Source organism: Streptomyces sp. V4I23, assembly GCF_030817975.1.
Classification (GTDB): domain Bacteria; phylum Actinomycetota; class Actinomycetes; order Streptomycetales; family Streptomycetaceae; genus Streptomyces.
Window position 1 is genome coordinate 2,906,093 of sequence record NZ_JAUSZW010000004.1, and the last position, 26,256, is coordinate 2,932,348.

Consider the following 26,256-nt stretch of genomic DNA (forward strand, 5'->3'; position numbering starts at 1 on the left):
AAGATCCGTCCAACCCCCAGGAAGAACCCCAAAAGGGAACTTCCTCCATGCAAGGAGAGCGCGTGCTCACTGTCGGTGACCACTTCCCCACGTTCGAGCTGACCGCCTGTGTCTCGCTGGAGAGCGGCAAGGAGTTCGAGACCATCACCCACAAGTCCTACGAGGGCAAGTGGAAGGTCGTCTTCGCGTGGCCGAAGGACTTCACCTTCGTCTGCCCGACCGAGATCGCCGCGTTCGGCAAGCTGAACGACGAGTTCGCCGACCGTGACGCCCAGATCCTCGGCTTCTCCGGCGACTCCGAGTTCGTCCACCACGCCTGGCGCAAGGACCACGCGGACCTGCGTGACCTGCCCTTCCCGATGATGGCCGACTCCAAGCACGAACTGATGCGCGACCTCGGCATCGAGGGCGAGGACGGCTTCGCGCAGCGTGCCGTCTTCATCGTCGACCCGAACAACGAGATCCAGTTCACCATGGTGACCGCCGGCTCCGTCGGCCGTAACCCCAAGGAGGTCCTGCGGGTGCTGGACGCCCTGCAGACCGACGAGCTGTGCCCGTGCAACTGGACCAAGGGCGAGAACACCCTCGACCCGGTCGCGCTCCTGGCCGGTGAGTGACCATGGCACTCGATGAACTCAAGTCCGCCCTGCCGGACTTCGCCAAGGACCTGAAGCTGAACCTCGGTTCGGTCATCGGCAACAGCGAGCTTCCGCAGCAGCAGCTGTGGGGCACCGTGCTGGCCTGCGCGATCGCGTCGCGTTCGCCCAGGGTGCTGAGCGAGCTGGAGCCGGAGGCCAAGGCGAACCTCTCCGCCGAGGCGTACACGGCCGCCAAGTCCGCCGCCGCGATCATGGCGATGAACAACGTCTTCTACCGGACCCGGCACCTGCTGTCGGACCCCGAGTACGGGACGCTGCGCGCCGGTCTGCGGATGAACGTCATCGGCAACCCCGGTGTGGAGAAGGTCGACTTCGAGCTGTGGTCGCTCGCCGTCTCCGCCATCAACGGCTGCGGCCAGTGCCTCGACTCCCACGAGCAGGTGCTGCGCAAGGCCGGCGTGGACCGCGAGACGGTCCAGGAAGCGGTCAAGATCGCCGCGGTGATCCAGGCCGTCGGCACGACGCTGGACGCCGAGGCCGTCCTGGCCGGCTGACGGCACCCGAATGCGGCGAAGGGCCCTGCCGAACCTTCCGGTTCGGCAGGGCCCTTCGTACGTCCCGCTCCCCCGCACAGCGGCCCGCGGCGCTCGGCTCAGCTCCGGAGCGTGGCCATCAGCTCCTGCATGTCCTGCACCAGAAGCCCTTCCAGCTCGGTCACGTCCGTGGCCGGGTCCCCGCTCTCCGGGTCCCAGTCACCGGTCACCGCGATGCTCAGCTCCGCCTGCCCGTCCAGCACGTCGAGCGTGATCGTCGAGCCGCCCTCGCCCCGCGCGACATGGGCCCGCTCGCCGATGCCGGTGATCGCGGCGGCCTCGGTCTCGGTGCCCCATGCCTTCTGCCGGGCGAGGACCGCGCCGTCGAACTCGGGTCCCGGGTCGGTCCTCTTGTGCAGGGTGTAGCTGATGTAGACGCTGGGCAGCGAGATCATCTCGTTGCCCTCCTCGTCGACCTCGGGCTTGTACCCGGTGGGCTTCAGCTCGACCGAGCACTGGGCATCGTCCATGGTCGCGTGCTCGAACTGCGTCGGCATCCCCTCGCCCTCGCGCTTGCCGAGCGCCGCCTGCAGGTTCTTCAGCTGTGCCGCCCTGCACAGATTGTCCGAGGCCCGGTACCCGCCGAGGTCCGGGTCCTGGTCGCCGAACGCGTACAGCCCGCCCGCCCACACCGCTGACGCGGCGACCGCGCCGCCGAGTGCCCACAGCCACGCCCGGAGCGGGCCGCGCGGGCCGGGAGAGGTCACGGCGTCGTCCGTTCCGGGAGCGGACACCGCGCCAAGGGTCTGCGGCGCGGCGAACGACTCCTCCCCCACCAGTTCCGGCTCGGAGATCACTGCTGCTCCTCGGTTTCGTCGGGGCGCTGCTCGGGCGGCTGCTCGGGTGCGGCGGGCGGAGTGGTGGGTGGGCTGGTGGGGGCGGGGCCCGCCGCGGGCGCCGCGTCCAGGGACGTCGAACCGTGCGGCGGCGGGGAGTGCCGCAGTGTCTGCTCCTTGCCGTACGCCCGCAGGTAGCCGACGACCGTATTGGTGACCGCGACCAGGGGCACGGCGACCACCGCGCCGCCGATGCCGGCGGTCAGGCCGCCCGCGGCGACGGACAGGACGACCGCCAGCGGATGCACGCGCACCGCACGGCCGAGGATGAAGGGCTGGAGCACGTGGCCCTCGATCTGCTGCACGGCGAGGACCACGAGGAGCACCATCAGCGCCGTGAACACGCCCTGGGTGACGAGCCCGACGACGACCGCGAGGGCGCCCGAGACGACCGCGCCGACGAGCGGGATGAAGGCGAAGAGGAAGATGAACACGGCCAGCGGCACGGCCAGCGGGACCTCGAGGAACCAGAGGCCGAGACCGATGAAGATCGCGTCGATCAGAGCGACCACGACCGTGCCGCGCACATACGCGGTGAGCGTGCGCCACGCGCGGGGCCCGGCGCCCGCCACTCCCGGACGGGCCTGCGCCGGGACGAGTTTGAGCGTCCACTCCCAGATGCGCTTGCCGTCGTAGAGCAGGAAGAGCGTCGAGAACATCGCCAGCAGTATCCCGGTCAGGACCTCGACCATCACGGTCACACCCTGGAGACCGGCGGAGGTGATCTCCTCGGTGTTGGTCCCGATCGTGTCGCTGAGGTTCTGCGCGATGTCGTTGATCTGGCTCTCGGTGACATGGAACGGGCTGTCCAGGAGCCAGCGTTTGAGTTCGTCGATACCGTCGCGGACGCGGTCGGACACGTTGTCGAGGTTGTCCATGACCTGCCAGACCACGAACCAGCCGACGAGCCCCATGATGACGAAGCCGAGGACGGCGGTGACGGCCGTGGCGAACCCGCGCGGCAGACCCAGCTTCCGCAGCCTGCGGACGGTGGGCTGGAGCATGGCGGTGACGAGCAGCGCGGCGACGAAGGCGAGCACCACGAGCTGTACGGCGCTGATGGCACGCATCAGCACCCAGAGCGTGCCGGCGAGGACGAGCAGCCGCCAGCCGGCCTCGGCCGCGACGCGGATGCCCCAGGGGATCGCGGCGACCGGATCGGGCCGCGCCGCGACGGCGGGCGCGTACGCGGGCGGTGGCGGGACGCTGTCCGGCGCCGGCACGACGGCGGGCAGGTCGTCGTCCGCCACGGCCTCCTTGCGGCGCTCGTCCAGGCGCTCTCCGATCCGGGTGAGCTCGGCGCCCACACGGCCGAACCACCCTGGAACCTTCGACATGATGCTCCCTCTTGTCCCCACCACTCTCTCCCCTGCGCCCTGAGAGCGCGGGCGGTGCCCCACCTGCGCCTGGGGACGCGGGCGGTGCCCCCGACCCGGGAGTGACGGACACCGACCGTACACGCACGGAGCCCCTCACCGTAGGACGGTGAGGGGCTCCGTGAAGTTGAGCGCCTGGCGAATCTAGTACCAGTGGTTCGCCTGCCAGAACGACCACGCGCCGCACGGGCTGCCGTAGCGGCCGTCCATGTAGCTCAGGCCCCACTTGATCTGGGTGGCCGGGTTCGTCTGCCAGTCGGCGCCGGCCGACGCCATCTTGGAGCCCGGGAGTGCCTGGACCAGGCCGTACGCACCCGAAGAGGGGTTGGACGCACGGTAGTTCCAGCTCGACTCGTGGTTCACGATGTTGCTGAAGCACTGGAACTGGTCGGCGGGGACCATCTGGCGTGCCATCGCCTGGACCTCGGCGACCGTGTACGAGGCCTGCGCGGAGAAGCTGGACGCCGAGCGGACCGCGGTGCGGTTGGCGCGCTCCTCCGCCTCCTTGCGCTCGCGCTCGCGCTCCGCCTGCTCGTCCGCCGCCGCCTTCTTGGCCTCGGCGGTCTTGGCAGCCTGGATGCGGGCCGATTCCTCGGCGGACCTCTTGGCAGCCGCGTCCGCGGCAGCGGCCTGTGCTTCGGCCTGCTGCGTCAGGGACGAGACCTGCACCTGGGCCTGCTCGCCCATGGGAATGTCCGCGAGGAGCGTCGTGTCGGCTGCCGTCGCCTCGAGGTTGTCCCCCGACGGCTGGGTGTTGCCCGACGCGACGCCGACGACGGCTCCGACGGTGGTGACCGCAGTTGCCGAGGCGACTGCGAATCCCCGGACCGAGATCCGGCTCACACGTTGTCCTTCCAGCATCGCCCGCATAGGTGACCTCGCGAGCGCAATCGTGCCCCTGGCGCTGGCCTCCCCACTGCTTGGGTCACGGGAGGCGCGGGCCCGGCGGGCAACTCCCCTGAGGAGATGCCTCGTGGTACTCGCGGGCGGCATGCGGCGGCATGTCTTGAGTTGTGTGTTGCTGTGCACCACGGAAGGTGCGGATGTGCCGCATGCGGGGCCTGACGGAAGCAAGACTCTGCCGGAAGCCGACGCCGCAAGGCAATTCTTCGTTGCGTGTGAAAGCTCACACCCCGTTCGCACCAGGGGTTTTGAAGGAAACGCCGGACAGCGCGACGCCGCCCGGCTAGGCTCTTGCGCTTCGCCGGGCGGCGTCAACTGGCTTGCCCCTTTTGCCGGACAGGTCCCCAGGGATGTGTCCCGCTAAATGTGCCCGTCCTCCAGCATTTCGGTCACGAGCGCCGCGATCTGCGAGCGCTCGGAGCGGTTGAGGGTGACGTGCGCGAAGAGCGGATGACCCTTCAGTTTCTCGACGACGGCGACGACTCCGTCGTACCGGCCGACGCGCAGATTGTCCCGCTGTGCCACGTCATGGGTGAGGACGACCCGGGAATTCGCCCCGACCCGGGACAGAACGGTCAACAGGACGTTCCGCTCCAGCGACTGGGCCTCGTCGACGATGACGAACGCGTCGTGCAGCGAGCGGCCCCGGATGTGCGTGAGCGGCAGCACCTCCAGCATGCCGCGGCCGAGCACCTCCTCGATCACCTCGCGTCCCGCCACGGCCGAGAGCGTGTCGAACACCGCCTGCGCCCACGGGCTCATCTTCTCGGCCTCGGTACCCGGCAGATAGCCGAGCTCCTGGCCGCCCACCGCGTACAGCGGCCGGAAGACCATCACCTTCTGGTGCTGCCTGCGCTCCAGAACGGCTTCCAGGCCGGCGCACAGCGCGAGCGCCGACTTGCCGGTGCCGGCACGCCCGCCCAGCGAGACGATGCCGACCTCCTGGTCGAGGAGGAGGTCGAGCGCGATGCGCTGCTCGGCGCTGCGGCCGTGGATGCCGAACGCCTCCCGGTCCCCGCGCACCAGCCGTACGTTGCCCTCGGCGGTGACGCGGCCGAGGGCCTTGCCGCGCTCGGACTGCAGCACGAGACCGGTGTGCACCGGCAGCTCGGCCGCTTCGGGGACGTACAGCGTCTCCTCCCCGTACAGCAGGTCCACCTGCTCGGCGGACAGGGACAGCTCCGCCATGCCGGTCCAGCCGGTGTCGGTGATGGCCAGCTCCGCGCGGTACTCCTCGGCGAGCAGACCGACGGAGGACGCCTTGATGCGCAGCGGCAGGTCCTTGGAGACGACTGTGACGTCGTACCCCTCGGCCTGGAGGTTGCGCGCCACGGCGAGGATGCGGGAGTCGTTGTCCCCCAGCCGGAAGCCGGCCGGAAGCACGCCGGGATCCTGGTGGTTGAGCTCCACCCGCAGCGAGCCGCCGAGGTCGCCGATCGGCAGGGGTGCGTCGAGACGGCCGTACCGGATGCGGAAGTCGTCCAGCAGGCGCAGGGCCTGACGGGCGAAGTAACCGAGCTCCGGATGGTGCCTCTTGGCCTCCAGCTCCGTGATCACCACGATCGGCAGTACGACCTCGTGCTCGTCGAAGCGGCTCATGGCGTGCGGGTCGGCCAGCAGGACGCTGGTGTCGAGAACGTAGGTGCGCCGGTCGGGCATGCGGCGCTTTGTGCTGTTCACCACGGAAGGACGTACCCCCTCGGACGAGGTCGGGGTGCGACGGCGTCGCGGACCATTGCGTCTTCCGCCGAAGCGGAAGACGGGCCGGGCCGGCCTGCTGCACAGGCCGAGCGCCGGCCCTCCGCGTGGTCCGCACCAAAGGTGCAGTCCTTCGTGTGCAAAGGGCCTCCCGGGTGAGCGGTGTCGGCCGCTCACTGAGATACGACGTTCGTGGATCGGACGTCGACCTGGAGTGGGTATTCCCTCGAACACGTGCGGCCATGCCAGGGCATATGTCGTCGGGGCGGTGAACACCCGGTGACACGCCCTGTGCCGGGCGGCTCCGGAGCCGCTGCCGTCGGACCCTCGCGCCTCGAACGCCGACGTGGCTGTTCCGCGCGATGCACCCGTTCGGACTCCGCCCCCTGACCCCGCGCCCCGAACGCCGACGGAGCTGCTCGTGCGCAACGCACCCGTTCGGGCTGCGCCCCGGACCCCGCCTCACACGCCGACGGGGCTGCAGCGACGCACCCGTTGGAGCTCCACCCCACGCCCCACGCCTCACACGCCGGCGAGGCCGCCTGTGCGCAACGCACCCGTTCGGGCCCCGCGCCCCGCGCCCCGTGCCCCGGACGCCGGCGGCGGGGTCCGATGCGGCCGTCCGGGGTGCCTCCCACGGCCGCCAGGCCGTAGGGGGAGTTCGAGGACACCGCGCGAAGCGCGGCACGGGGCCCGGGGCGGAGCCCCGAAGCATGCGCCCGCCAGGGCGCAGGGCCACGGGGGTCTGGGGGCCTGCCCCCAGTTACGGGAAGGGGCGGGGTGGGGAAACACCACGCGCCTGCCACAGGTCGGCCTCATCGGTGAGGGCTCGGGGCAGGAGCCGGCAGCAGCGGGGAAGGCGGCGGGAGAACAGCCGGCGCACGGGGCCGGGCGTGCGGGGACCCCGGGGCGGCGGCGCCCCGGGAGGTCAGGCGCCGTAGCGGCGGTGGCGAGCCGCGTAGTCGCGGAGCGCGCGCAGGAAGTCGACCTTCCGGAACGCCGGCCAGAAGACCTCGCAGAAGTAGTACTCCGAGTGCGCGCTCTGCCAGAGCATGAAGCCCGAGAGCCGCTGCTCCCCGCTCGTGCGGATCACCAGGTCCGGGTCCGGCTGCCCGCGCGTGTACAGGTGTTCCGAGATGTGCTCGACGTCCACGATCTCGGCGAGCTCCTCGAAGCTCGTCCCCTTCTCCGCGTGCTCCAGCAACAGCGAACGGACCGCGTCGGCGATCTCCTGCCGGCCTCCGTAGCCGACGGCGACGTTGACGAGTATTCCCTCGTTGCCGAGCGTCGCCTGCTCGGCCTCCTTCAGCACGGACTGCGTATGGGCCGGCAGCAGGTCCAGCGTGCCGACGTGGTGCACGCGCCAGCGGCCGTCGGCGGCCAGGTTGCGCACCGTGTTCTCGATGATGCGCAGGAGCGGGGTGAGCTCTTCCTCGGGGCGGTCGAAGTTGTCCGTGGACAGCAGCCAGAGGGTGACGACCTCGACGTCGGTCTCGGCACACCAGCCGAGCAGTTCGGAGATCTTGTCGGCGCCCGCCTGGTGCCCCTGTGCTGCCGTGCCTCCGGACGCCTTGGCCCAGCGGCGGTTGCCGTCGAGGATCACGCCGATGTGCTTGGGCACCTGGGCGTGGTCGAGGCGGCCCTCCACCCGGCGTGCGTAGAGCCCGTACACCAGGTCGCGCAGGTTCACTGTTCTTACACCCCTCCATGCGGCAGTCCCCGAAGGCGCCACACTACTGCGGACGGGCCAACGCGGCCCAACCCGGTATGTCACAAGTCCGTGATAAGGAGGGATGCGTGACTGATTCAATTTTCTACCGCGCCGCCGACGACCGTTACGCGTCCATGGAGTACCGGCGCACCGGCCGTTCCGGGCTCAAGCTCCCGGCGATCTCCCTCGGCCTGTGGCACAACTTCGGCGACGACCGCGCGCTCGACTCGCAGCGGGCGATCCTGCGCCGCGCCTTCGACCTGGGTGTGACGCACTTCGACCTGGCCAACAACTACGGTCCGCCGCCCGGTTCCGCGGAGCTGAATTTCGGCAAGATCTTCGCCCAGGATTTCGCTCCATACCGGGATGAGCTGGTCATTTCGACCAAGGCCGGTTATCTGATGCACCCCGGGCCGTACGGCGAGTGGGGTTCCCGCAAGTACCTGCTGTCGTCGCTGGACGCGTCCCTGAAGCGGATGGGCCTCGACTACGTCGACGTCTTCTACTCGCACCGCTTCGACAAGGACACCCCGCTCGAGGAGACGATGGGCGCCCTGGCCTCGGCGGTCCGGCAGGGCAAGGCGCTGTACGTGGGCGTGTCCTCGTACACCGCCGAGCAGACCGCGGAGGCGGCCGGGCTGCTGAAGGAGATGGGCGTCCCCGCCCTCATCCACCAGCCCTCGTACTCGATGATCAACCGCTGGATCGAGGACGACGCGCTGCTCGACACGCTGGAGGGCGCCGGCATGGGCTGCATCTCCTTCGTACCGCTCGCCCAGGGGCTGCTCACCGACAAGTACCTGAAGGGCATCCCGGAGGGTTCGCGCGCCACCCAGGGCAAGTCGCTCGACCCCGGCCTCCTGTCGGGCGAGGTGGTGCGCCGGCTGAACGGCCTGAACGACATCGCGGCCAAGCGCGGCCAGTCGCTCGCCCAGCTGGCGCTCGCCTGGGTGCTGCGCGACCCGCGGATGACGTCGGCGCTGATCGGCGCGTCCAGCGTGCGGCAGCTGGAGGAGAACGTGGCCGCTCTGGCGGGGCCGCCCCTGACCGACGAGGAGCTGAAGGACATCGACGCCTTCGCCGTGGACACGGCAGGGACGAACATCTGGGCCGCCCGGAGCTAGTCGCGAAGCCTCCGAGGGTCCCGGACCGGCGGCGCCGGCGGCCGGACACCGGCGGGCAGGAAAAAACGGGCCGGTCCGTGGGGGGGATACGGACCGGCCCGAGGGGGGGGTTCCACCATAACCCTTCGTAAGTGGTGCTGAGTGCCACGCCATGCCGCCACCGGGCACCGAATGCCCTGCCGGCGCAGGCGCCGGCCGCGCGGAGGCGCAAAGCCGGGGGTCAGGGGCCCGGCCGGGCCCGGTCCGCTACTCCCGACAGGTGACCCGGGACGGCGGGCGCCGCATTGACGAACACGTGACGTGACGTCAAGTGACCGATGTGCTCTGTTTGTTGGCGATGATCTCGCTCATGAACGTCGATCCCCAGGCGCCGAGCGGCTCCAGCGCGGTGTTGAGCGCCTTGCCCAGCTCGGTCAGCGAGTACTCCACGCGCGGGGGGACCTCCCCGTAGACCTCGCGGTGCACGATGCCGTCCGCCTCCAGCTCGCGCAGCTGCTGGATCAGCACCTTCTCGCTGACGCCTTCCACCTGCCGCTTCAGCTCGCCGAAGCGGCGCGTGCCGTCGTTCAGAGCCCACAGGATGTGCGGCTTCCACTTGCCGCCGACGACGTCCACGGCGGCGTCGATGCCGCAGTGGTAGGAGGTCCTGCCCTTGGCCATGCCCACTCCTCGCTGAAGGTTGCCGGTCCGCCGTCGGCACGCCGCCGACCCGCCGGTACGCCGGGCCGGATCCACCCTAGGCAACGGCTCCGACAGCGACGTGGGAGCGGACAGGTTCCGACCTGTATGCGCCCGGGTCGGCCATAGGACGACGAGCGCGCCCGGGTCGGCCATAGGACAACGAGCAACGTGACCTGGCGGCAGGCGCACGCGTGACGGCTCAGCCGAGGGCGTGCCCGGTCGTGCTGTCCACGTGGTCGGGAATCTCGCCCTCGTGCCGGTCACCGGTCGACTTCGTACCGGACGGTTCGAACATGAGGATGGACCCGCCCGGCGACGACGGCTTGTGCTCGGTGCCCTTCGGCACGACGTAGACGTCGCCCTTGTGCAGCTCCACGACGGACTCGCTGCCGTCGGCGGCGCGCAGGGCGATGTCGAAGCGTCCGTCCAGCACGAGGAAGAACTCGTCGGTGTCCTCGTGCACGTGCCACACGTGCTCGCCCTCCGCATGGGCTATGCGCACGTCGTAGTCGTTCATACGGGCCACGATGCGGGGACTGTAGACGTCGTCGAAGGACGCGAGGGCTTCGGTGAGGTTGACCGGCTTCATCGGCGAGGAGTCCATGACTCCGATTCTGTCGGCCCGTTGCCGCGATGTCCGGCGATCAAGCCCCCAGAGCCCCCAGCAGCACCCCCAGGAGCGCACCGACGATCATGAAGGGGCCGAAGGGGATCGCCGTCTTGCGGCCCGCGCGGCGAAGGAGCACCAGGGTCAGGCCGTACAGGGAGCCGAGCAGGAATCCGGCGAAGGCCCCCAGGAACAGCACCACCCAGCCGTACCAGCCGAGCACCAGGCCGAGCGAGAGCGCGAGCTTCACGTCGCCGAAGCCCATGCCGTTCGGGTTGATGAGGAAGAGCAGGAAGTAGACCGCGCCGAGCGCGAGGCCGCCCAGCAGGGCGGTCGGCCAGGACCCCCCGTCGTGCGGCAGCAGTTCGGCGAGACCGAGCAGGGCCGCCGATGCGACGGCGAGCGGCAGGGTGAGCTGGTCGGGCAGCCGGTGCACACGGCGGTCGACGAGCGCGAGCAGGACGGCAGCCGGGGTGGCGAGCAGCCAGACCGCCAGCTCGGGGCGCGGCCCCGTCGACGCCGCGAGCGTCAGGCAGACCAGGGCCGTGACGGCGGGGACGAGGACGGACGGGCGGTACGGGGCGGGCGGACGGACCTCGGCGGACGCGTCGGCCGGTGCGAGCGCCCCGTCCCGCGCCCCCGCGGCCACCACCGCAGGCGCCCCCGCGGCGCAGCTCGCGCACCGGGCCGCCCCCACCCAGCCGTGCAGCGGTCCGGTGATCGGATGCCCGGCGGGGCAGGCGGCGCGCCAGTCGTCCTCCGGCTCGACCGACAGACGGTACGCGGCGCGTGGCACGAGCGTCCCGGCTACGGCCCCCCACACGGCGGCTACGGCGATCAGCGTCACGTCCACGGTGCCGACCCTAGGCCCGGCCCGGTCCGCGGTCATGGGCCCAGGGACCCAGGTTCGCGGGCCGGGGCCCACTGCGGTACGGATCGGGTCCGCACGCCGCCGCCCGGCGCTACGGTCTGGGCCATGCGTACATGGCGGGACGGAACAGCGGAGTTGACGGTCCCCGGCCGGGACACCCCGGTCGGCCTGCGGATCGCCGCCTCGTACCGGGCACGCACCCGCGGGCTGCTCGGCCGGGACGGGATCGACGGCGCGCTCATGCTGACCCCGTGCGCCGGCGTCCACACCTTCCGGATGCGTTTCACGATCGACGTGGCGTACCTGGACAGGGAGTTGAGGGTGCTGGACGTGGTGACGATGAAGCCGGGGCGCCTCGGCCGGGTCCGCTTGCGTTCCCGGCACGCCCTGGAGGCGGAGGCCGGGGCGATGGCGCGGTGGGGGGTGCGGCCGGGCGTACGGCTGGGCATACGGCCGGCCGGTGTCTAGGGCAGCTTCGCCGTCTGTGCGCGGATCAGCTCGGCCGGGACCTCGGGCGTCCTCGCGTCGACGAAGTTCGCCGTGTAGAAGGTGACGACGCTCGCGCCCCGGCGTACGACATGGAAGACGAGCGGCACCTCCGCGCCCGTGACCGCGCCCGTCACCTGGTAGGCGAAGGACTCGTCACCGGCCCGCGGTGCGGGCAGCGTCCGCACCGCGGAGTAGGTCGAGACCGAGTCCGCGCCGCGCGTGGTGAAGCCCCCCGCGCAGGCGTCCACGGCGGTGCGCAGCGAAGCGAGGACCTGCCGGGCGCCGCCGTTCCCGTGCGAGGTGAGGATCAGCGTGACCACGGTCTGCGTCTCCTCGCCCTCCTCCCTGGAGTCGACGGCGGTGCTGTACACGGTCGCCGCGGCGGCGGGTTCCGGCGTTCCGTTGATCACGGCGGCCAGCGGGGCGCAGGCCGGCCTGTCCGCCTTCTCCGTGCCGGGCTCGTCACCGCCCTGGAGGGGCGTGACCTCGTAACCGGGCACCTCGCCGGTGGCCAGCACGGCCTTGGCCAACTCGGCCTCGGTGAGGGTCCTGCCCGTGCTCGGGGGTTCGGCGGCGGGCGGCGCGGCGGAGCCGGACGGAGTCGGTGCGGTGTCCTTCCCGGCGGTGCCGGTCGGCGACACGGTCGCGTCGGCGGCCCTGCCGTCGCCGCCGTCCTTCGCCTCGTCCTCGCAGGCGGTGGCCGTCCCGGCCGTGAGCGCGACGGCCAGCGCGGCCGTCGCGACGCGCCGTGCCGTCCTGGTCCGGATCCCCGTGTTCATTGCGCTCCCGCCCGCTCGCCGATGTGCGTGGCACGCTAACAACCCGAACCGTCACGGCACATGGGCCCACGGGCCCATGCCCTCGGCCCCGCGCCGCGCGCTCTACCCGTGGGCGGACACCGGAGGGCGCAGCGACTCCAGCACCGTGTCGCCGCCGTGCTTCGCCACCCAGTCCGCCTCGTCCGCCCTGTTCCCCATACGGATGCCGAAGGTCCAGGCCGGGTCCAGGAACAGGCTGCGACCGCCGGCGAAGTCCAGCGCGAGGCCCCGGATGACCGGCGTAGGCGTGCCGCCTGCGCGTCCGGCACCCGACACGTACGCCCGCACCGCCAGGCAGCTCCACTCCTCCCTGCCGTCGCCGAACAACTGCTCGCCGTACGACGCCACCACGACCTCGTCCTCCGCCTCGGCCAGCAGCTCCACGTCGGACCAGTCGGCGGCCGTGACCCGCCGGGCGGTCAGGTGGTCGTACTGGCCCTCGGACGCGAGGCGCACCAGGCCCTCGTCGAGCCGCAGCCACACGATGAGCGGCTGCGGCCGGAACTCGGGGACAAAGTCGTCCCGGTCGATCCAGCCCGGGACGAGGACATCGCGCACACTGCGTCCCGTGAGCATCCCCGCGACCTCGCGCGCCATGCTGCTCATGAGGTCAGCCCTTCTTCTTCGGCACCTTCTTCGTGATCTGGATCCCGGTGTCCAGGCCCTCGCCGGTCGTGAGGGCGGTCCAGAAGTCACCGTTCTCCCGCAGGACGATCGTCACGCCCTTGCCACGATAGATCAGCGCCTCCGGCTCGCCCTTCTTCAACGTGCCCTTGCCGACGAGTTCGAACGTGCCGTCCTTGATCGCGTTCGCGATGTCCTCGCGGAAGCGCGGGCCGTCGTCCTTGAGCTTCTTGTACTTGGTGCCCAGGGCGTCCTCGACGAGCTTCTTGTGCCGCAGGAAGTGGTCCTTGAACTTCTTCGGGTCCCCCTCGCCGACGTCCGGGTTCCTGGCCGCGTCGACCTCCTCGGCGGACATGTCGCAGTCGTTGTTGTGCACGAGGGCACTGGCGGCGCCCACTCCGACGAAGTACGTGTGCACACCGGCCACCGCGAGGTCGTACGTCGTCTGCCGCTGCACGTAGTGCCGGGCCGCCAGCACGGTGAGGCTGCCGCCGGACCCGGTGCGGAGCCGGGCGCCGGGCCGGATGTCACCGGCGTCCTCCCAGCGGCGCTCACCGGCGAGCCAGAACGGGTGCGTGTCGGTGGCGGTGACGACGGCGGCACCGGATGCCGTCCGCACGGTGAGCCGGGTGAACTCCTTGTCGTCGTACGTCGTGAACGTCCGGGTGACCCGTCGGCCGCCGCTCTCCCCCGTACCGGGGTCCGCGGCCGCCACGCGTGTTCCGATGCGCACGGTCTCGATCGGCACCCGGCGTCCGTCGGCGAGCAGGACGGGCGTGCCGGACGGGAAGCTGTGCCGGACGGGGCAGGTCGTCGGTTTGTCGTCCGGTCTGTCCTCGTCCGGTTTCTTCTGGTTCGGGTCGTACTTCTTCCTGGCGTCCTCGAGCGCCTTCTCCGCGTCCTTGACGCGCTTGCGGTTCTTGAGGAGACCGGTCAGGCCGTCGTAGAGGTCGCCGCCGTGTTTCCTGAGCCGCTGGATGAGTTCGTACGCCTTCTTCCACTTCCACGGCGCTCCGTACTTGGCGGCGAGCTTGCCGACCGCGCCGCCGACGAGGCTGAGCAGCACGTTGATCAGCGTCTCGGTGCATGCCCCCATGTCGCCCTTGGTGACGCAGTCGAGGGCGTCGGTGATGCCGAGTTCGTCGGCGAGGATCTTGGCCAGCTCCTTGGCGGCCTGGACCGCCTTGTCCTGGTCGGCCTTCTCGGCGGCCTGGGCGTCCTGGAGCTCCTTGAGGGCCTTCTCGTAGACGATCTGTTCCGGAGTCCTCGGCACGGAGGAGTCGTCGCCCGGCACATCGGCCGGGTCGTCCTGCGTCGGCCTGCCGTCCTGTGCCTCGTTCCGCCGGCCGCCGTCGCCGCAGTCCCCGCCGCCCGTGATCCGGCAGACCTGCGCGTTGATCTTCTGCGTCAGCTCGGCGCCGATCCCGGTGGCCACGAGGGAGCCGATGATGGCCACGATCACGAGGCCCAGACCGACGTACTCCAACGGCGTCTGGCCACGGTCGTGCCGACGACGCCTGCGCAGACCGAGCAGCCGCGCATCGGTCCGGGGGGTGATCCCCCGCAGCCACCGGCGGCCGTGTCGGCGCACATCCCCCAGTACAGACATGGCTGCCAAGCTACGGACGGCCGGGGTGCCCGTCATGGGCCCAGGGGCCCATCGCAGGGCTCAACGAGCCTGTCGCGTTGGGATGTTGCGCCCCGCTGCGGCAGCATGCCGCGGTGTCCGGGGAGGCAGTTCTGCGCGCGAACGGGAATGTGAGGCCTACCGGCTCAGCGCCGGCAGGCCCCCACGCCACGAGCCTCGGCGAGAGCCGGTCAGGCGCGCGTGGCGCCGAGCAGCGGTATCCGCCTCTCTGCCATCCAGCGGCTACCGGCCGTCATGCGCGAGGTGACAGGGATCTCTCGGCACGCAGTTGCAGCCAGGTGGCCGTCAGCAGAGCTGCGGTGGCGGTGGACAGCACGGCCAGGGCAGTGCTGGTGTCCGGGGACCCGGGGGTGGAACTCCACCAGTACAGCTTCCACTGCGCGTCTTCGGGGAATTCCGTCCAGGAGGCGATCCAGTAATGCGGTGTCCAGGCACGGAAGTCCGTGGTGACGAGCGGCAGGGTGGCCGCCACGGGCCCCGCTCCCAGGACGGCGGCCGGGATGACGGCCCGCGCAGCGGCAGCCGCGCACGCGGTGAGCGTTGCGTAGAACGACAACACCAGCAGCGTCTTGGCGCAGGCGCCCATCGCATCGCCCCAGCCGGGTGGGGCCACCCCGGCCTCCACGGCCTCGGGATCAGCGGGCGTCGTCGGCCGCAGACCGGGCGGCGGACCGCCCGGAGGTTGCACGGCGTGGCTCACCTTTACGGCCACCCACAGCACCACCGCGGTGACGACCACGCTGAGCGCTGCGAGGAACAGCACGACGACGAGCTTGCGCACCACCAGCAGCGACACCCGTGTCTGGTACAGCCGCACCAGCGGCCACGTTCCGCTCTCCAGGCCCTCGGCCAGTACCACGCCGCCGACCAGCGCGACGAACGCCAGCCCGAGCAGGGAGGCATGGTGCCAGGCGGCCGCCTGCAACGCGCCGGCCGGAGTGGCGAGTGCGATCAGGCCCTTGTCCAGCCCGGCCGTCCCGCGCGGTACGGCCTCGAGGTACAGGAACACCGCACGTGCCGCCGCAGCAGCGGCGATCAGGACCGTCAGTACGGCTGCCGGCTGAGCCGCCAGCCGCACCTCTGCCCGCAATGGGGCAATGATCCGTGTCATGTCCCGCCTCTCACACCAGATTGCGCGGGCGGGTACGCCAGCTCTGCCACAACGCCAGGGAAAGCAGCGCGATCCAGGGCAGTGTCCGTACAGCGGGGGGAGTGGCCGAGTCCGACGCCGTGGTCCACAGATGGTCGTAGACGTTCAGCCCGGCGGACAGGCCCATTCCGTCGGCCAGGACGGGACCGGGCAGCCACTCCGTGACGGGCAGCGCGGTAACAGCCAGGACCAGCACCCCTACGAGCACCGTGCGCAACGGCATCCGTACCACTGCCGCCAGAGCGACAGCGGCCACACAGGCCACGCCGAGCACCAGCACGCCGGTACCGGCCCGCTGAAGTGCGAAGGACGAGACGTCGCCCGGCGAAACCAGGTGGTGGAGCGGAAGGGCGCGACGCGTGTGCATCACGGCCAGCAGCCATACCCCGGCAGACGCCACCGCGGCCGCCAGCAACGACCACAGCCAGAGCACGGCGGCCTTGGCCGACAGCAGTCGCCACAGCCGCTGCTCCTGAAGCAGCAGCGGCACGGCCGTCCCGCGTGACCATTCGCCGGCCGTGAAGAACGCGGCAAGAACCAGTACCGCGATCAGGCCGGGTGCGGTGGCGAGCCAGCCGAACGCCCAGCCGACGGCACCGAGGGGATGCTGGGCGAGTGCCATGTGCTCCGCGGTGGCGGTGAAGCCGGCCTCGATGTCCTGGTAGGCCGCGCGCGTGGTCTCCAGACCGGCCAAGCAGTCCTTGAGGAACGGCTCGGCAGGGACGTCGGGCGGGAGATTCGCCGTGTCCTCGGCGCAGCCCTCGGGGGTCAGCTTCTCCAGCCCGATACGCACGTTCTTCACGTTGTTGTGGGAAACGCGCTGCACGTTGAGTGTCTGGAGGGTGATGCCGACGGCCAGCAGCAGGAGAAGTGTCACGGGGAGCAGGCGGGGCAGTGTGCGGCGCAGTTCCGCGCCGAGGACGCGCAGCCAGGACTTCATGATCGCCCGCCTTCCGGCTCACCGGCTCGGGCCACCGGCCGCTGCTGGTTGAAGAACCAGTCCTCCAGGCCCTGTGGGCCGTCTGCCGCACCCAGCCCGAGTTGATCGACGGTGCCCGAGGCGCTCACGACGCCTTGGGAGATCATGACGATGCTGTCGCAGAGCCGGGCGATCTCGTCCAGTTGGTGGCTGGAGATGAGGATTCCGGCGCCGCGGGCCGCCTCCTCGGCAACGATGCTCCGAACCAGCCGGACTCCGGCCGGGTCGAGCCCGTTCGTCGGTTCGTCGAGGATCAGCAGATCGGGCTCCTTCAGCAGCGCGGCGGCCAGGGCGAGCCGCTGGCGCATGCCTTGGGAGTACGCACCGGCGCGACGCCGTGCGGCATCGGCGAGGCCGACTCGTTCCAGAACGCGATCGATGCGCCCGTCGTCGGGCAGGCCCGCAGTGTCGAGCAGCGTGCGCAGCATGCCGCGCCCGGTCATCCAACGGTAGAAGGCAGGGGCGTCCAGTGCCGCGCCGACGCGGGCGAGAACGGCGGGACGGAGCGGCAAGGGCCGGCCGAGAACCTGTACCTCGCCCGCGGTCGGGGCGACGAGGCCGGTGGCTATGCGCATGAGGGTGGTCTTGCCTGCCCCGTTGAGGCCGAGGAGGCCGGTCACCCGACCGGCCTCCACGCTCAGGGACACGCCGTCCAGCACGGTGCGCTTACCGTACGTCTTGACCACACCGCGACAGGAGAGAACGGGTGCCATGAGGGAATCCTTGCAGGTGATCAGGGGGAGGTGACGCGGTTGATGCTGAGGTTGAGCTCATCGACCACGCCGCCGGCGGGGGTCGATGCGACCCTCGCGTAGTAGTAGCCGTTGCCCTGGCCGGTGTAGCTCTTGGTGTAGGGGGCGTTGTCACACGACCAGTCGCGCCAGGCAACCCACTCGTCGAAGCCGGTGACCGACTTCTTGAAGTCGTAGGCGATGCGCCCCGAGTAGCGGGTCTGACACTGCGTCTGGTTGATGTACTGCGTGTAGGTGCCGACCGCGTACCACGTGGTGGTCTCATCTCCCGCCACGGCAGAGCGGAGGTAGCGGTTCGACGTGCTCCACGTGGCCGCAGAGGCACTGGTGGCAACTGCGCCTACCGCGAGAACGGCGAGCAGAGCGGTAACGCCGGCGCGGCGTATGCGGGCAGGGTTGATCGACATAAGTACTCCAGAGCGTGGCCGCGGCTCGTCCAAGGAGGGCGGCGAAAAGATTCAGCCAGCTGGCTGCTGCGTGATCATGAAGCGAAGCTCGAGTGACTGTCAAGTGGCGGATATGTAAAGGAGTTTGCGCGGCCCGTCGCACTCGCACAGCGCTTCGCCCGTGAAGCGCTTTCCTGCACCGCGCCCAGCTCACGCTGTGGGCATCCGCCGCCACTTCCTGCTGATACGAACCTCGGTCCCGCAGACCCCCACCACCTGCCGCAGACCTCGACGACGAAACCCAGCAGGCGCCGGAGCGCGATCCCGCTCAGGGTGTCCGCGACCGGCGCGACGATCTCGGACGCGACCGGCACCGGGGCAGCACAAACCGTCGAGCGCATGCGCCCTGCAATACGGAGATAACGGCGACGCGGGCGAGCGGCGGGGCCGGGTCAGCTCCGGCGGCCGGGGGCCGGCTCCCGTGCGTCGTGCTCCGCTCGCGCCTGCTCGACGTCGTCCAGGTGGAGGGCCGCCCACTCGGCCAGGGTGGCGAACAGCGGTGCCAGACTGCGCCCCAGCTCGCTGATCTCGTACTCCACGCGCGGGGGCACCTCGGGGTGGTACGTGCGCACGACCAGCCCGTCGCGCTCCAGTTGCCGCAGCCGCTGGGTCAGCACCTTGGGCGTGATGGTGGCGATGCGGCGTTCCAGCTCGACGAAGCGATGCCGGCCGTAGGTGTGGAGCGCCCACAGGATCGGCGTGGTCCAGCGGCTGAAGACGATGTCGACCACCGGGGCGATGGGGCAGGCCTGTTCCGGGTCGGCGCCGGGAGGCACCACGTGCATTGTGCTGTCGGTCACAACAAGCCCCTCTCCCCATTACTTTCCTCTAGGTACCTACTATGCCCGGGCCGATAGCTTCCTCGAGTCCACGGAGAAACGCGACACCGGGAGCGATACGTGATTGTGGTAACTGGGGCTACGGGCAACGTCGGTCGGCCGCTCGTGCACGCACTCGCCGAGGCCGGCGAACAGGTGACGGCGCTCTCGCGCGGGATGTCCGCGCCGCTGGACGTGCCGGCGGGCGTACGGCACCGGCGGGCCGACCTCGCCGATCCGGAGAGCCTGAAACCGGCCTTCGACGGGGCCGACGCGCTTTTCCTCCTGTACTCGGGCGACATGCTGGCGGCCGGCGCCGATGCGGGAGCCATCCTCGACGCGGGGCGGGCCGGTGGCGTCCGCCGGGTCGTCTTCCTGTCCTCCCAGGGAGTCGGAACGGGCCGCCACTCCCCTGAGTTCGAGGACCGCGTCAAGAGGTCGGGACTGGAGTGGACGGTGCTGCGACCGGGCGGTTTCGACTCCAACGCCTTCCAGTGGGCGGAGGCCGTCCGCACGCGGCGGACGGTGACCGCGCCGTTCGGTGACGTCGCCCTGCCCGCCATCGACCCGGACGACATCGCCGCGGTCGCCGAGGCCGCACTGCGCGAACCGGGGCACGGCGGCAGCACGTACGTGCTGACCGGGCCGGAGCCGGTCTCGCCCCGGCAGCAGGCCGCGGCGATCGGGGACGCGCTCGGCGAAGAGGTGCGGTTCGTCGAGCAGAGCCGCACGGAGGCACGGACGCAGATGCTGCGGTTCATGCCCGAGCCGGTCGTGGAGGCGACGCTCGGCATCCTGGGCGATCCGTCGCCCGAGGAACAACGGGTGAGCCCCGACGTCGCACGCGTCCTCGGCCGCGCGCCCGGCACGTTCGCCGAGTGGGCGACGCGCAACGTGGCGGCGTTCAGGTGAGTGGCATCTGACGGGCGCCGTCACACGGTTGGTGGGCCACCTCCTGCAGCCGACAGCACGCGCAGGCCGGGCCGCGTCGTGGCGCGCGGCCCGGCCTGGGTGGCGTCAGCCCTGGGAGCCACCGCCGCGTGGGTAGGAGACCTCCACGCGGCGGTTCTTCTTGCGGCCCTCCTCGTCGGAGTTGTCCGCGATCGGGAACTGCTCGCCGTAGCCGCGGACTTCGTAGGTGATTCCCGCGTCGCTGAGCGCCTTGGACAGGACCGAGTGCACGGCGTCCGCCCGCTGCTTCGACAGGACGTCGCCATGGGCGGAGGAACCGAGGTTGTCGGTGAATCCGAAGATACGGACCTGCTTCGCGTTCTCCTTCTTGATCTCGTTGGCGATCGCCTGGATCCGGCCGTTCGCCGCTGGGCTGAGCTTCGCGCTGTCCTTGCCGAAGAGGACTTCGGCCTGGAGGGCGTACTTCACGTCCGAGTTCGTGTCCTCCCGGCGCTCCTCACCGCCCTCGGACTCGATGACGGACTTGATGTCCAGCACCTTGGCCGGGGCGAGGGTGGCGCCGTCGACCATCTTGAGACCCGGGTTGTCCGCGTCCACCTCGACGGGCGGCGAGGCGGACGCCTCGGTGCCCGGCGGCACGCTCGGCTTGTCGTCCGCCCGTGCCTCGGTCGCGGACAGGACGTGGGATCCGACGAGGAGGGCTGCGGCGGTGAACGCCGTGAGCACGAACCGGGTGGACGGCCGGCGCATGGGGGTGTGGGTCATGGCGGCACTCACCCGGAGATCTCGACCGAGACGGTCGGGAACGTCGGCAGCTGGAAATCGATCTCGGTGGTCGACTCCGGAGGTGCCGGGAACTGGAAGAAGACCGGGATGGACTTCCCCGGGTCGATCTTGTCGAGACCGGAGGTGCACAGACAACGACCGTCGGTGTCGCGGAGAATGTAGTAACGCTTCTTGCCCGCCTTGTCGACGAGCGTCGCACCCGCCACCGAAATGCCTCCGGCGAGCACCTCCTGCTCCGTACCGCGCCACGGCGACATGTCGTAGAAGGCCTCGGCGCCGTTGTTCTTCATCTGACCGTTGACGGTGACGAAGCCGCCTGATTCCCGCTTGACGGAATTGATGACGAGATCGATGTCCTTCGGGCCCTTCACGGTCGCAAGAGTCGTACCGGTGTCCGGTACGACCTCTCCGGAGTCGTTGTTCTCCGAGCCGGGCTTCGCCGACGCGGTCTTCTCCTTCTCCGGCTTCTTGTCCGAATCCCCGCCGCAGCCGGCCACTGTGAGGGCCAGGGTGGCGGTGATCACCACCGCTGCCGCCCCCCTGCGGGCCTTCAGGATGCGCCGAATGCTCATGAGTGGAGTTCCTTCTCTCGTCGTTCGCTTGTCAATCGACCAACTGGACGTCGAAGAGGTCCTTCGCGTCGGGCAGGTCCGTCGGGTCGTCCTCGAGGTCCCAGCTCTTGGTCTTGCAGGTGAGCGTGGGAAGGATCTCGGCGTCGTCGGGAGGGTCGAAGGTGCACAGAGGCTTGACTGCGGCCTTGGCGTCGGCCGTGGCGTGCTTGCTCTCTGTTCCCGGGATGATCGACGTACCGACCGGCTTCTGCGTCTTGACGTAGGCGATGAAGGTCGGCCACGGCTCGAACGTCCGGTAGCACCCTTCCGCGTCAAGCACCGCGCCGTTCTTCTCGGCAAAGCGTGCGGCCGCTCCGCACGACGGAGCGATCTCCACCTTGCCGTCGAAGATGTCCTGCCACTTGGTCGGATCCTTGAGGGAGTCGAGCCACCGGCCCGCGAGCTTGTCACGCGCGTCCTGTGCCGCCGCGAGCGCCGCGGCGTCCGCCGCGCCCTGTGCGGTGTTCCGAGTGGCCGACGCCTGCCCCACTGCGAAGAAAGCGAACGCGAGGAAGAGCAGGCCCCCCACCATCACCACATAGATGGGGAATGCCTGCCCTTGATCCCTCGTGCTGCGGTTCGGCAAGCGGCTCAGCCGGCCTTGATCTTGTCGATCTGCTCGTTGATCTTGGTGGTGATCTTGCCGCCGATGCCCGTGCCCACGATCGCGCCGATGATCACGACGACCACCATGATGATGCCCAGGTACTCCAGCGCGGTCTGGCCCTTGGAGCGCTCGCGGTCGGTCATGCGGCTGACGACGGTGTTCTTCCAGCCGTTGACGCGGACCTGCGTGCCGACCGCGGCCTTCAGCAGAGTGTCGTTCGACATGTCGTCCCCCTTCGGGTTCGGCCGACCGGGCGCCGGCCGACTCGTACGTCTCTGTTGCGACGCCGGAAACGTACGGCCGACATGCGGTCGCCGAAGAGGGCCCCAGGGCCCAATCCGGGGCCCAATCAGCGGGCTGGGTCCTGCCGTGTTCAGCCACGGCCCCTCCCCGGGCCGCCATCGCTGCGTGCCGTGCCGATCCACACGGCGATCGCCTCGCTCCTGCTGACACTGTGAAGCTTCGCGAAGATACGATTGATGTGGTTCTTGACGGTCTTCTCGCTGATGAAGCAGGTGGCGGCGATCTGCTGATTGCTCATGCCCGACGCGATCAGGTCCATCACCTCCACCTCCCTCGCACTCAGGCCGAACTGGTCTTTGTCACGGGCAGGTTGTGGCACACCGGCGGAAAGCCCGGCGTCACCCCCGTGCCGCACGGACGACTGTCCCACATTCGATTGCAGATGCGAAGCATCTTCGCTCGGATTCCAGGAAGTCGAGACAATCGGAGCGGCGGGATGCGGCCGCACGGCCGGATGGCCGCCCGTGGGCGGGGCCGGTGGTTCGTACGCCGTGCCGAGTCCGTCCGGCAGCGGCTGCCCGCCCTGCCGGCCGGGCGCATGGCCGCCGCGGAACTCGGCCAGGAGCGCGTTCGCCGCGGTCGCCGTGAAGTGGGCGCGGCCCTCCCTCACGTCCCGTACGGCGGCGACGAGCTGGTCCGCGGTGAACTCGCCGTGCACGAGGTAGCCGCCCGCCCCCAGTCGCAGGGCCTCCTGCACGATCTCGTTCTCCCGGCTGTACGTCAGCATCATCACCGGCGCCGCCTGCACCAGATAGGGCAGGGCCGAGATGCCGTCGACGCCGGGCATGCGGACGTCGAGCAGGATGACGTCGGGCCGGTGCCGGCGGGCCGCTTCCACCGCCTGCCTGCCGTCGGCAGCCTCGGCGACCACCCGGATGTCGTCGCGCCCGCCGAGCAGGACCGTCAGCCCGGCTCTGACGACCGGGTTGTCGTCGGCGATGACCACCCGCAGGGGTGAGGAGGGAGGTGGGGGGAACGGCGGGGCCGAGTGGAGCGGAGTGGCGTGGGACGACGTGTGCTGTGAGACGTGGGGGGCGATGAACTGCTGACCCGACGTGCGTGAGCTCTCGTCCGGCATCGTGCGGCCTCCTCTCAGGAGTTGGTGCTTCGTGGGGAGCGGTAAATGTCGGGCTGCGCAGGCAGGACGGCCGCCAGCGGGAGGTCGAGGCGGACCTCCGTGCCTGCGGCCGTGCCGCGTCCGATACGGATACGTGCACCGATGCCCGCCGCGCGTTCGACCATCCCGACGAGGCCGAAGTGACCGGCCTTGCGCAGGGAGTCGAGCGTCGTTCCCGCGGGCAGCCCGCTGCCGTTGTCGAGGACGCTGATGCGCAGCATCCCGTCGACGATCCCCGTCTCGGCCCGCACCCGGGTGGCGTGCGCGTGGCGGCCGCTGTTCTCCAGCGCCTCGCCGGCGATCGTAAGCATCTGCCGGGCGACCGCGCGTGGGACCGGCGGTACGGGCGGGCCGCCGAGCCTGCGGAACTCCGCGCCGATGCCGGTGCGCCAGCCGAAGTCGTCCACCTTGGCGCGCAGTTCCTCGGTGACATCGACCCCGTCCGAGCGGAGGTCGTCGCTGCGGCGCAGGTCGCTGAGCAGTTCACGGGACTCGGCCGCGGCTCGGCGCGCGGAGCGGGCGACCAGTTCGGCCTGGTGCTTGACGGTGAGCGGGTCCATGCGGTCGGCCGTGGAGGCGAGGCCGTCGGCGGCGAGTGCCAGGCCGTGCAGGGTCTTGGCGACGGAGTCGTGCATCTCGCGGGCCAGCCGGGCCCGTTCGCCGCCGACCGCCTCGTTGACGGCGAGCCGGGCCCGGGCCTCGGTGAGGGCCTGGCTCGCGGCGCCGAAGCGCAGCAGCAGATTCCGCAGGGTGACCCCTATGGCGCCGGTGACGACGCAGAAGCCCGGCAGCAGCAGGGAGTTCCCCGCGGTGGCGACGGCGTCGGAGTCGGCGCCGTACACGGCGAACAGGATCAGGGCCTGGAGGCAGGCGAAGAAGGCCGCGCCGCGCCACCCGTAGGCGAGCCCGGCGAGCAGGGGCGTGCAGATGGTGACGTACCCGAGGGTGCTGTCGGGTCCGGCCGTGATGAGCAGGAGGGCGCCGAAGAGGGCGTCGAGGGCGAGCAGCGCGGGGTGCCTGAGCAGCAGCGGTCCCCAGCGCTCCCAGTCCCGGAAGAGCCCGTAGGAGAACATGAAGGTGACGAGCACGCCGGAGGCCACGAGGTAGGTGGGCACGCCCGGGTTGGCCGCGCCGAGTGCCAGCGGGGTGGCCAGGCCGATCATCGCCAGCCGGAAGCCGAAGACCTGGCGGCACAGCGCCTGCAGGGCGTTGACCTGGATGGCCAGGGTCGGCGCCTGGTCGGGATCTGCCGTGGCGCGGGCCAGGGAGGCCGGTCCGAGGCCTCCCGTTATCCTCCCGATGTGCAGGGCCACTGCGGTCCCCCCTCTGGCGGCGACGGCGTCACGGTGTCAGCCGCCGACCGAGCTGAAGTCGGCGTCGGCGCCGAAGACGAAGGCCGCGACGAGGAGGATCATGGTCGCCGGGACCATGATCGACGTGATGGTCAGCGTGGCCTTCGGGACCGCCTTGGACGCCCTGCGGCGGGCGTTCTGGGCGTCGGTGCGGCGCATGTCGTTGGCGATCTGGATCAGGGTCTCGGTGATCGGCGCGCCCAGCTCCTCGCCCTGCTGGAGGGCGGTGACGAACTGGGCGACCTGCTCCGACTCGTTGCGCCGGCGGAGCTCGTCGAAGGCTTTGCGGCGGCCGACGCCCATGTCCATCTGGCGCAGGGTGATGCGCAGTTCGTCGGCCCAGGGGCCCTCGTACTTGTCGGCGACGCGTTCCAGTGCCTCGCGGAAGCCGAGGCCGGCGCTGACCACGACGGCGAGGACGTCGAGGAAGTCCGGCAGAGTGCGCTCGATCTGCTCCTTGCGCTGCCGGACGGCGGCGAGGATGCCGACCTCCACCCAGAACAGCCCGAACGCGACCATGAAGAGGGCGAGGAAGGGCTGGCCGCGCAGGATCATGGCGAAGGCCCCGAAGAGACCGAGGAATCCGTAGACGGCGCGGCGGGCCGCGTACCGGTCGATGGTGAGGCCGCCGGGGTTTCCGGCGAGGTCGATCCTGCGGCGGACCTTGTTGACCCGAGCGGGGCCCATCATCCGCAGCACCGCGGGCGCGTAGCGCATGCCGAGGCGGTCGACGGCGGAGCCGACCGCGGTGGTGCGGGTGGCGCCGACCTCCAGGGCGACGGCGAGATCGCCGGGGAGCTTGGCGTCGGCGCGGTACATGCGGATGCCGTGGAAGGCTCCGACGACGCAGAGCGCCACGGCGAGGGCCAGGCCGAGTGCGATCATCGCGGTGCGCTCCTCCTCAGATGTCGATCTTGGACAGCCGGCGGATGACGAAGACGCCGAGGGCGTAGAGCACGAGGGCGACGACGACGGCGGCCTGGCCGATGAACGAGCTGGTCATGCGGTCGATCGCGCCGGGCATCACGCGGTCGAGCAGCAGCAGCGCGCCGAGTCCCATGGCGGGGACCGCGTAGGCGGTCATGTTGACCTGGGACAGCTGGGTGCGGACCTCGCGCCGGGTCTCCTTGCGTTCCTCCAGCGTCTCGGTGAGGTTGCGCAGGGAGCCGACCAGGGTGCCGCCGGCCCGGTTGGACAGGACCAGGGTGGTGACGAGCACGACGAGTTCACGGGAGGGGAGGCGTTCGGCGAGTTCGCCCAGGGCGTCGTCGACGGAGTGGCCGACGGCCAGCTTGTCGGCGACCCGGCCCAGTTCCTCACCGGCCGGCGCCTCCAGCTCCTCGGCGGCCATGGACAGCGCGGTGCGCAGGGCGAGGCCGGCCTGGGTCGCGTTGGCGAGGATGCGGGAGAGCTCGGGCAGCTGGTTGATGAACTTCTCGATGCGTTTGGCGCGCTGCCAGTTGAGGAAGGCGAACGCGCCCCAGATGCCGAGCAGTCCCGCGATGGGCCCGAAGAAGGACGCGAGGAGTGTCTGCGCCGTGATCCAGAGGCCTGCGGTCACCGCGACCATGTAGACGAAGAACTCGCCGGGCGTGAGGTCGAGGCCGGTCGCGGCGAGGCGCAGCTCGATCTTCCTTCCGAGGCCGGTCCCCCGCAGTCTGCGGTCGACGGCCGTGAAGCGCCGCCGGCGGCCGCCGCTCTCCTCGGTGCGGCCGGTGTGGGAGAGCCGGTCGAGCAGCGCGTGGTGCTGCGAGCGGCCCGCTGACCAGGCGTGGACGCCCATCACCGCGAGCACGCCGAACAAGAGCGTGCCGCCGATCGTGAGCAGTGCGGTGGTGGTCATGC

General features: G+C 70.6%; 29 protein-coding genes. 5 read left to right on the forward strand and 24 right to left on the reverse strand.

Annotated features, from left to right (window positions below; genetic code table 11):
* Nucleotides 1–62 precede the first annotated feature (62 nt).
* Complete coding sequence (locus QFZ82_RS15185; RefSeq protein ID WP_177150786.1) at nt 63–617, forward strand: peroxiredoxin; 555 nt, start codon at nt 63–65, stop codon at nt 615–617.
* 2 nt (nt 618–619) lie between these two features.
* Complete coding sequence (locus tag QFZ82_RS15190; protein ID WP_307713691.1) at nt 620–1,153, forward strand: alkyl hydroperoxide reductase; 534 nt, start codon at nt 620–622, stop codon at nt 1,151–1,153.
* Between the two features lie 98 nt (nt 1,154–1,251).
* Here QFZ82_RS15190 and QFZ82_RS15195 read toward each other — a convergent pair whose 3' ends face one another.
* From QFZ82_RS15195 to QFZ82_RS15215, 5 genes are all read right to left on the reverse strand, one after another.
* Complete coding sequence (locus tag QFZ82_RS15195) at nt 1,252–1,989, reverse strand: hypothetical protein (RefSeq protein ID WP_307713692.1); 738 nt, start codon at nt 1,987–1,989, stop codon at nt 1,252–1,254.
* Nucleotides 1,986–3,365: an AI-2E family transporter gene (locus QFZ82_RS15200; RefSeq protein ID WP_307713693.1), complete on the reverse strand. Its 1,380-nt coding sequence runs from the start codon at nt 3,363–3,365 to the stop codon at nt 1,986–1,988. The genes QFZ82_RS15195 and QFZ82_RS15200 overlap by 4 nt, the downstream gene beginning before the upstream one ends.
* Nucleotides 3,366–3,548: 183 nt before the next feature.
* A complete protein-coding gene (locus tag QFZ82_RS15205) occupies nt 3,549–4,247 on the reverse strand; it encodes a lytic transglycosylase domain-containing protein (protein ID WP_307713694.1) in 699 nt (232 codons plus the stop codon).
* 420 nt (nt 4,248–4,667) lie between these two features.
* Nucleotides 4,668–5,990 (reverse strand): PhoH family protein, encoded by a 1,323-nt coding sequence (locus QFZ82_RS15210; RefSeq protein ID WP_307713695.1) that lies wholly within the window; start codon nt 5,988–5,990, stop codon nt 4,668–4,670.
* 943 nt (nt 5,991–6,933) lie between these two features.
* Nucleotides 6,934–7,695, reverse strand: coding sequence for an isoprenyl transferase (locus QFZ82_RS15215; RefSeq protein ID WP_177152183.1), 762 nt, complete (start codon nt 7,693–7,695; stop codon nt 6,934–6,936).
* Between the two features lie 77 nt (nt 7,696–7,772).
* Here QFZ82_RS15215 and mgrA point away from each other — a divergent pair, with 77 nt between their 5' ends.
* Complete coding sequence (mgrA, locus tag QFZ82_RS15220; protein WP_307713696.1) at nt 7,773–8,840, forward strand: L-glyceraldehyde 3-phosphate reductase; 1,068 nt, start codon at nt 7,773–7,775, stop codon at nt 8,838–8,840.
* A 306-nt stretch (nt 8,841–9,146) separates the two neighbouring features.
* On the opposite strand, the gene QFZ82_RS15225 is transcribed toward mgrA, so the two are convergent.
* From QFZ82_RS15225 to QFZ82_RS15235, 3 genes are all read right to left on the reverse strand, one after another.
* Entirely contained in the window at nt 9,147–9,500 is a 354-nt protein-coding gene (locus QFZ82_RS15225; protein WP_307713697.1) for a helix-turn-helix domain-containing protein, read from the reverse strand.
* A 220-nt stretch (nt 9,501–9,720) separates the two neighbouring features.
* Nucleotides 9,721–10,125, reverse strand: a complete 405-nt coding sequence (locus tag QFZ82_RS15230) for a cupin domain-containing protein (protein ID WP_307713698.1) — start codon at nt 10,123–10,125, stop codon at nt 9,721–9,723.
* A gap of 40 nt (nt 10,126–10,165) precedes the next feature.
* Nucleotides 10,166–10,981 (reverse strand): prepilin peptidase, encoded by an 816-nt coding sequence (locus QFZ82_RS15235; RefSeq protein ID WP_307713699.1) that lies wholly within the window; start codon nt 10,979–10,981, stop codon nt 10,166–10,168.
* Nucleotides 10,982–11,104: 123 nt separating this feature from the next.
* On the opposite strand from QFZ82_RS15235, the gene QFZ82_RS15240 reads away from it, so the two are divergent.
* Nucleotides 11,105–11,467 carry a DUF192 domain-containing protein gene (locus tag QFZ82_RS15240; RefSeq protein ID WP_307713700.1) on the forward strand — a complete coding sequence of 121 codons (363 nt, stop codon included), beginning with the start codon at nt 11,105–11,107 and terminating at the stop codon, nt 11,465–11,467.
* On the opposite strand, the gene QFZ82_RS15245 is transcribed toward QFZ82_RS15240, so the two are convergent.
* The 8 genes from QFZ82_RS15245 to QFZ82_RS15280 all read right to left on the reverse strand — a co-directional run bounded on the left by QFZ82_RS15245 (nt 11,464) and on the right by QFZ82_RS15280 (nt 18,690).
* Nucleotides 11,464–12,267: a hypothetical protein gene (locus QFZ82_RS15245; RefSeq protein WP_307713701.1), complete on the reverse strand. Its 804-nt coding sequence runs from the start codon at nt 12,265–12,267 to the stop codon at nt 11,464–11,466. The genes QFZ82_RS15240 and QFZ82_RS15245 overlap by 4 nt on opposite strands.
* Before the next feature lie 102 nt (nt 12,268–12,369).
* Nucleotides 12,370–12,912 (reverse strand): hypothetical protein, encoded by a 543-nt coding sequence (locus tag QFZ82_RS15250; RefSeq protein ID WP_307713702.1) that lies wholly within the window; start codon nt 12,910–12,912, stop codon nt 12,370–12,372.
* Between the two features lie 4 nt (nt 12,913–12,916).
* Entirely contained in the window at nt 12,917–14,539 is a 1,623-nt protein-coding gene (locus QFZ82_RS15255) for a Hint domain-containing protein (RefSeq protein WP_307713703.1), read from the reverse strand.
* Nucleotides 14,540–14,810: 271 nt separating this feature from the next.
* On the reverse strand, nt 14,811–15,689 hold the full coding sequence (locus QFZ82_RS15260; RefSeq protein ID WP_307713704.1) for a hypothetical protein: 879 nt from the start codon (nt 15,687–15,689) through the stop codon (nt 14,811–14,813).
* A 10-nt stretch (nt 15,690–15,699) separates the two neighbouring features.
* Nucleotides 15,700–16,668: a hypothetical protein gene (locus QFZ82_RS15265; protein WP_307713705.1), complete on the reverse strand. Its 969-nt coding sequence runs from the start codon at nt 16,666–16,668 to the stop codon at nt 15,700–15,702.
* Nucleotides 16,665–17,366: an ABC transporter ATP-binding protein gene (locus QFZ82_RS15270; RefSeq protein WP_307713706.1), complete on the reverse strand. Its 702-nt coding sequence runs from the start codon at nt 17,364–17,366 to the stop codon at nt 16,665–16,667. The genes QFZ82_RS15265 and QFZ82_RS15270 overlap by 4 nt, the downstream gene beginning before the upstream one ends.
* Nucleotides 17,367–17,440: 74 nt before the next feature.
* Nucleotides 17,441–17,866, reverse strand: a complete 426-nt coding sequence (locus QFZ82_RS15275) for a hypothetical protein (RefSeq protein WP_307713707.1) — start codon at nt 17,864–17,866, stop codon at nt 17,441–17,443.
* A 431-nt stretch (nt 17,867–18,297) separates the two neighbouring features.
* A complete protein-coding gene (locus QFZ82_RS15280) occupies nt 18,298–18,690 on the reverse strand; it encodes a helix-turn-helix domain-containing protein (protein ID WP_307717724.1) in 393 nt (130 codons plus the stop codon).
* 114 nt (nt 18,691–18,804) lie between these two features.
* Here QFZ82_RS15280 and QFZ82_RS15285 point away from each other — a divergent pair, with 114 nt between their 5' ends.
* On the forward strand, nt 18,805–19,635 hold the full coding sequence (locus tag QFZ82_RS15285) for an NAD(P)H-binding protein (protein WP_307713708.1): 831 nt from the start codon (nt 18,805–18,807) through the stop codon (nt 19,633–19,635).
* Nucleotides 19,636–19,740: 105 nt separating this feature from the next.
* On the opposite strand, the gene QFZ82_RS15290 is transcribed toward QFZ82_RS15285, so the two are convergent.
* From QFZ82_RS15290 to QFZ82_RS15325, 8 genes are all read right to left on the reverse strand, one after another.
* Complete coding sequence (locus QFZ82_RS15290; protein ID WP_307713709.1) at nt 19,741–20,400, reverse strand: OmpA family protein; 660 nt, start codon at nt 20,398–20,400, stop codon at nt 19,741–19,743.
* Between the two features lie 8 nt (nt 20,401–20,408).
* A complete protein-coding gene (locus tag QFZ82_RS15295; RefSeq protein ID WP_307713710.1) occupies nt 20,409–20,993 on the reverse strand; it encodes a hypothetical protein in 585 nt (194 codons plus the stop codon).
* A gap of 31 nt (nt 20,994–21,024) precedes the next feature.
* Nucleotides 21,025–21,618 (reverse strand): pilus assembly protein TadG-related protein, encoded by a 594-nt coding sequence (locus QFZ82_RS15300; RefSeq protein WP_307713711.1) that lies wholly within the window; start codon nt 21,616–21,618, stop codon nt 21,025–21,027.
* A gap of 5 nt (nt 21,619–21,623) precedes the next feature.
* Entirely contained in the window at nt 21,624–21,863 is a 240-nt protein-coding gene (locus tag QFZ82_RS15305; protein WP_307713712.1) for a hypothetical protein, read from the reverse strand.
* Between the two features lie 149 nt (nt 21,864–22,012).
* Nucleotides 22,013–23,020: a response regulator transcription factor gene (locus QFZ82_RS15310; protein WP_307713713.1), complete on the reverse strand. Its 1,008-nt coding sequence runs from the start codon at nt 23,018–23,020 to the stop codon at nt 22,013–22,015.
* 14 nt (nt 23,021–23,034) lie between these two features.
* Nucleotides 23,035–24,372, reverse strand: coding sequence for a sensor histidine kinase (locus QFZ82_RS15315; protein ID WP_373429284.1), 1,338 nt, complete (start codon nt 24,370–24,372; stop codon nt 23,035–23,037).
* 36 nt (nt 24,373–24,408) lie between these two features.
* Nucleotides 24,409–25,296 (reverse strand): DUF5936 domain-containing protein, encoded by an 888-nt coding sequence (locus QFZ82_RS15320; protein WP_373429285.1) that lies wholly within the window; start codon nt 25,294–25,296, stop codon nt 24,409–24,411.
* Between the two features lie 16 nt (nt 25,297–25,312).
* Nucleotides 25,313–26,254: a type II secretion system F family protein gene (locus tag QFZ82_RS15325; protein ID WP_307713714.1), complete on the reverse strand. Its 942-nt coding sequence runs from the start codon at nt 26,252–26,254 to the stop codon at nt 25,313–25,315.
* Between the last annotated feature and the right edge of the window lie 2 nt (nt 26,255–26,256).

Excerpts from the sequence above, each read along its gene's own strand:
- QFZ82_RS15190 (WP_307713691.1), top strand. The coding sequence starts at position 620 with ATGGCACTCGATGAACTCAAGTCCGCCCTGCCGGACTTCGCCAAGGAC.
- QFZ82_RS15200 (WP_307713693.1), bottom strand. The coding sequence starts at position 3,365 with ATGTCGAAGGTTCCAGGGTGGTTCGGCCGTGTGGGCGCCGAGCTCACC.
- mgrA (WP_307713696.1), top strand. The coding sequence starts at position 7,773 with ATGTCACAAGTCCGTGATAAGGAGGGATGCGTGACTGATTCAATTTTC.
- QFZ82_RS15225 (WP_307713697.1), bottom strand. The coding sequence starts at position 9,500 with ATGGCCAAGGGCAGGACCTCCTACCACTGCGGCATCGACGCCGCCGTG.
- QFZ82_RS15230 (WP_307713698.1), bottom strand. The coding sequence starts at position 10,125 with ATGGACTCCTCGCCGATGAAGCCGGTCAACCTCACCGAAGCCCTCGCG.
- QFZ82_RS15240 (WP_307713700.1), top strand. The coding sequence starts at position 11,105 with ATGCGTACATGGCGGGACGGAACAGCGGAGTTGACGGTCCCCGGCCGG.
- QFZ82_RS15245 (WP_307713701.1), bottom strand. The coding sequence starts at position 12,267 with ATGAACACGGGGATCCGGACCAGGACGGCACGGCGCGTCGCGACGGCC.
- QFZ82_RS15250 (WP_307713702.1), bottom strand. The coding sequence starts at position 12,912 with ATGAGCAGCATGGCGCGCGAGGTCGCGGGGATGCTCACGGGACGCAGT.
- QFZ82_RS15255 (WP_307713703.1), bottom strand. The coding sequence starts at position 14,539 with ATGTCTGTACTGGGGGATGTGCGCCGACACGGCCGCCGGTGGCTGCGG.
- QFZ82_RS15260 (WP_307713704.1), bottom strand. The coding sequence starts at position 15,689 with ATGACACGGATCATTGCCCCATTGCGGGCAGAGGTGCGGCTGGCGGCT.
- QFZ82_RS15265 (WP_307713705.1), bottom strand. The coding sequence starts at position 16,668 with ATGAAGTCCTGGCTGCGCGTCCTCGGCGCGGAACTGCGCCGCACACTG.
- QFZ82_RS15275 (WP_307713707.1), bottom strand. The coding sequence starts at position 17,866 with ATGTCGATCAACCCTGCCCGCATACGCCGCGCCGGCGTTACCGCTCTG.
- QFZ82_RS15280 (WP_307717724.1), bottom strand. The coding sequence starts at position 18,690 with ATGCACGTGGTGCCTCCCGGCGCCGACCCGGAACAGGCCTGCCCCATC.
- QFZ82_RS15290 (WP_307713709.1), bottom strand. The coding sequence starts at position 20,400 with ATGACCCACACCCCCATGCGCCGGCCGTCCACCCGGTTCGTGCTCACG.
- QFZ82_RS15295 (WP_307713710.1), bottom strand. The coding sequence starts at position 20,993 with ATGAGCATTCGGCGCATCCTGAAGGCCCGCAGGGGGGCGGCAGCGGTG.
- QFZ82_RS15305 (WP_307713712.1), bottom strand. The coding sequence starts at position 21,863 with ATGTCGAACGACACTCTGCTGAAGGCCGCGGTCGGCACGCAGGTCCGC.
- QFZ82_RS15310 (WP_307713713.1), bottom strand. The coding sequence starts at position 23,020 with ATGCCGGACGAGAGCTCACGCACGTCGGGTCAGCAGTTCATCGCCCCC.
- QFZ82_RS15320 (WP_373429285.1), bottom strand. The coding sequence starts at position 25,296 with ATGATCGCACTCGGCCTGGCCCTCGCCGTGGCGCTCTGCGTCGTCGGA.
- QFZ82_RS15325 (WP_307713714.1), bottom strand. The coding sequence starts at position 26,254 with ATGACCACCACCGCACTGCTCACGATCGGCGGCACGCTCTTGTTCGGC.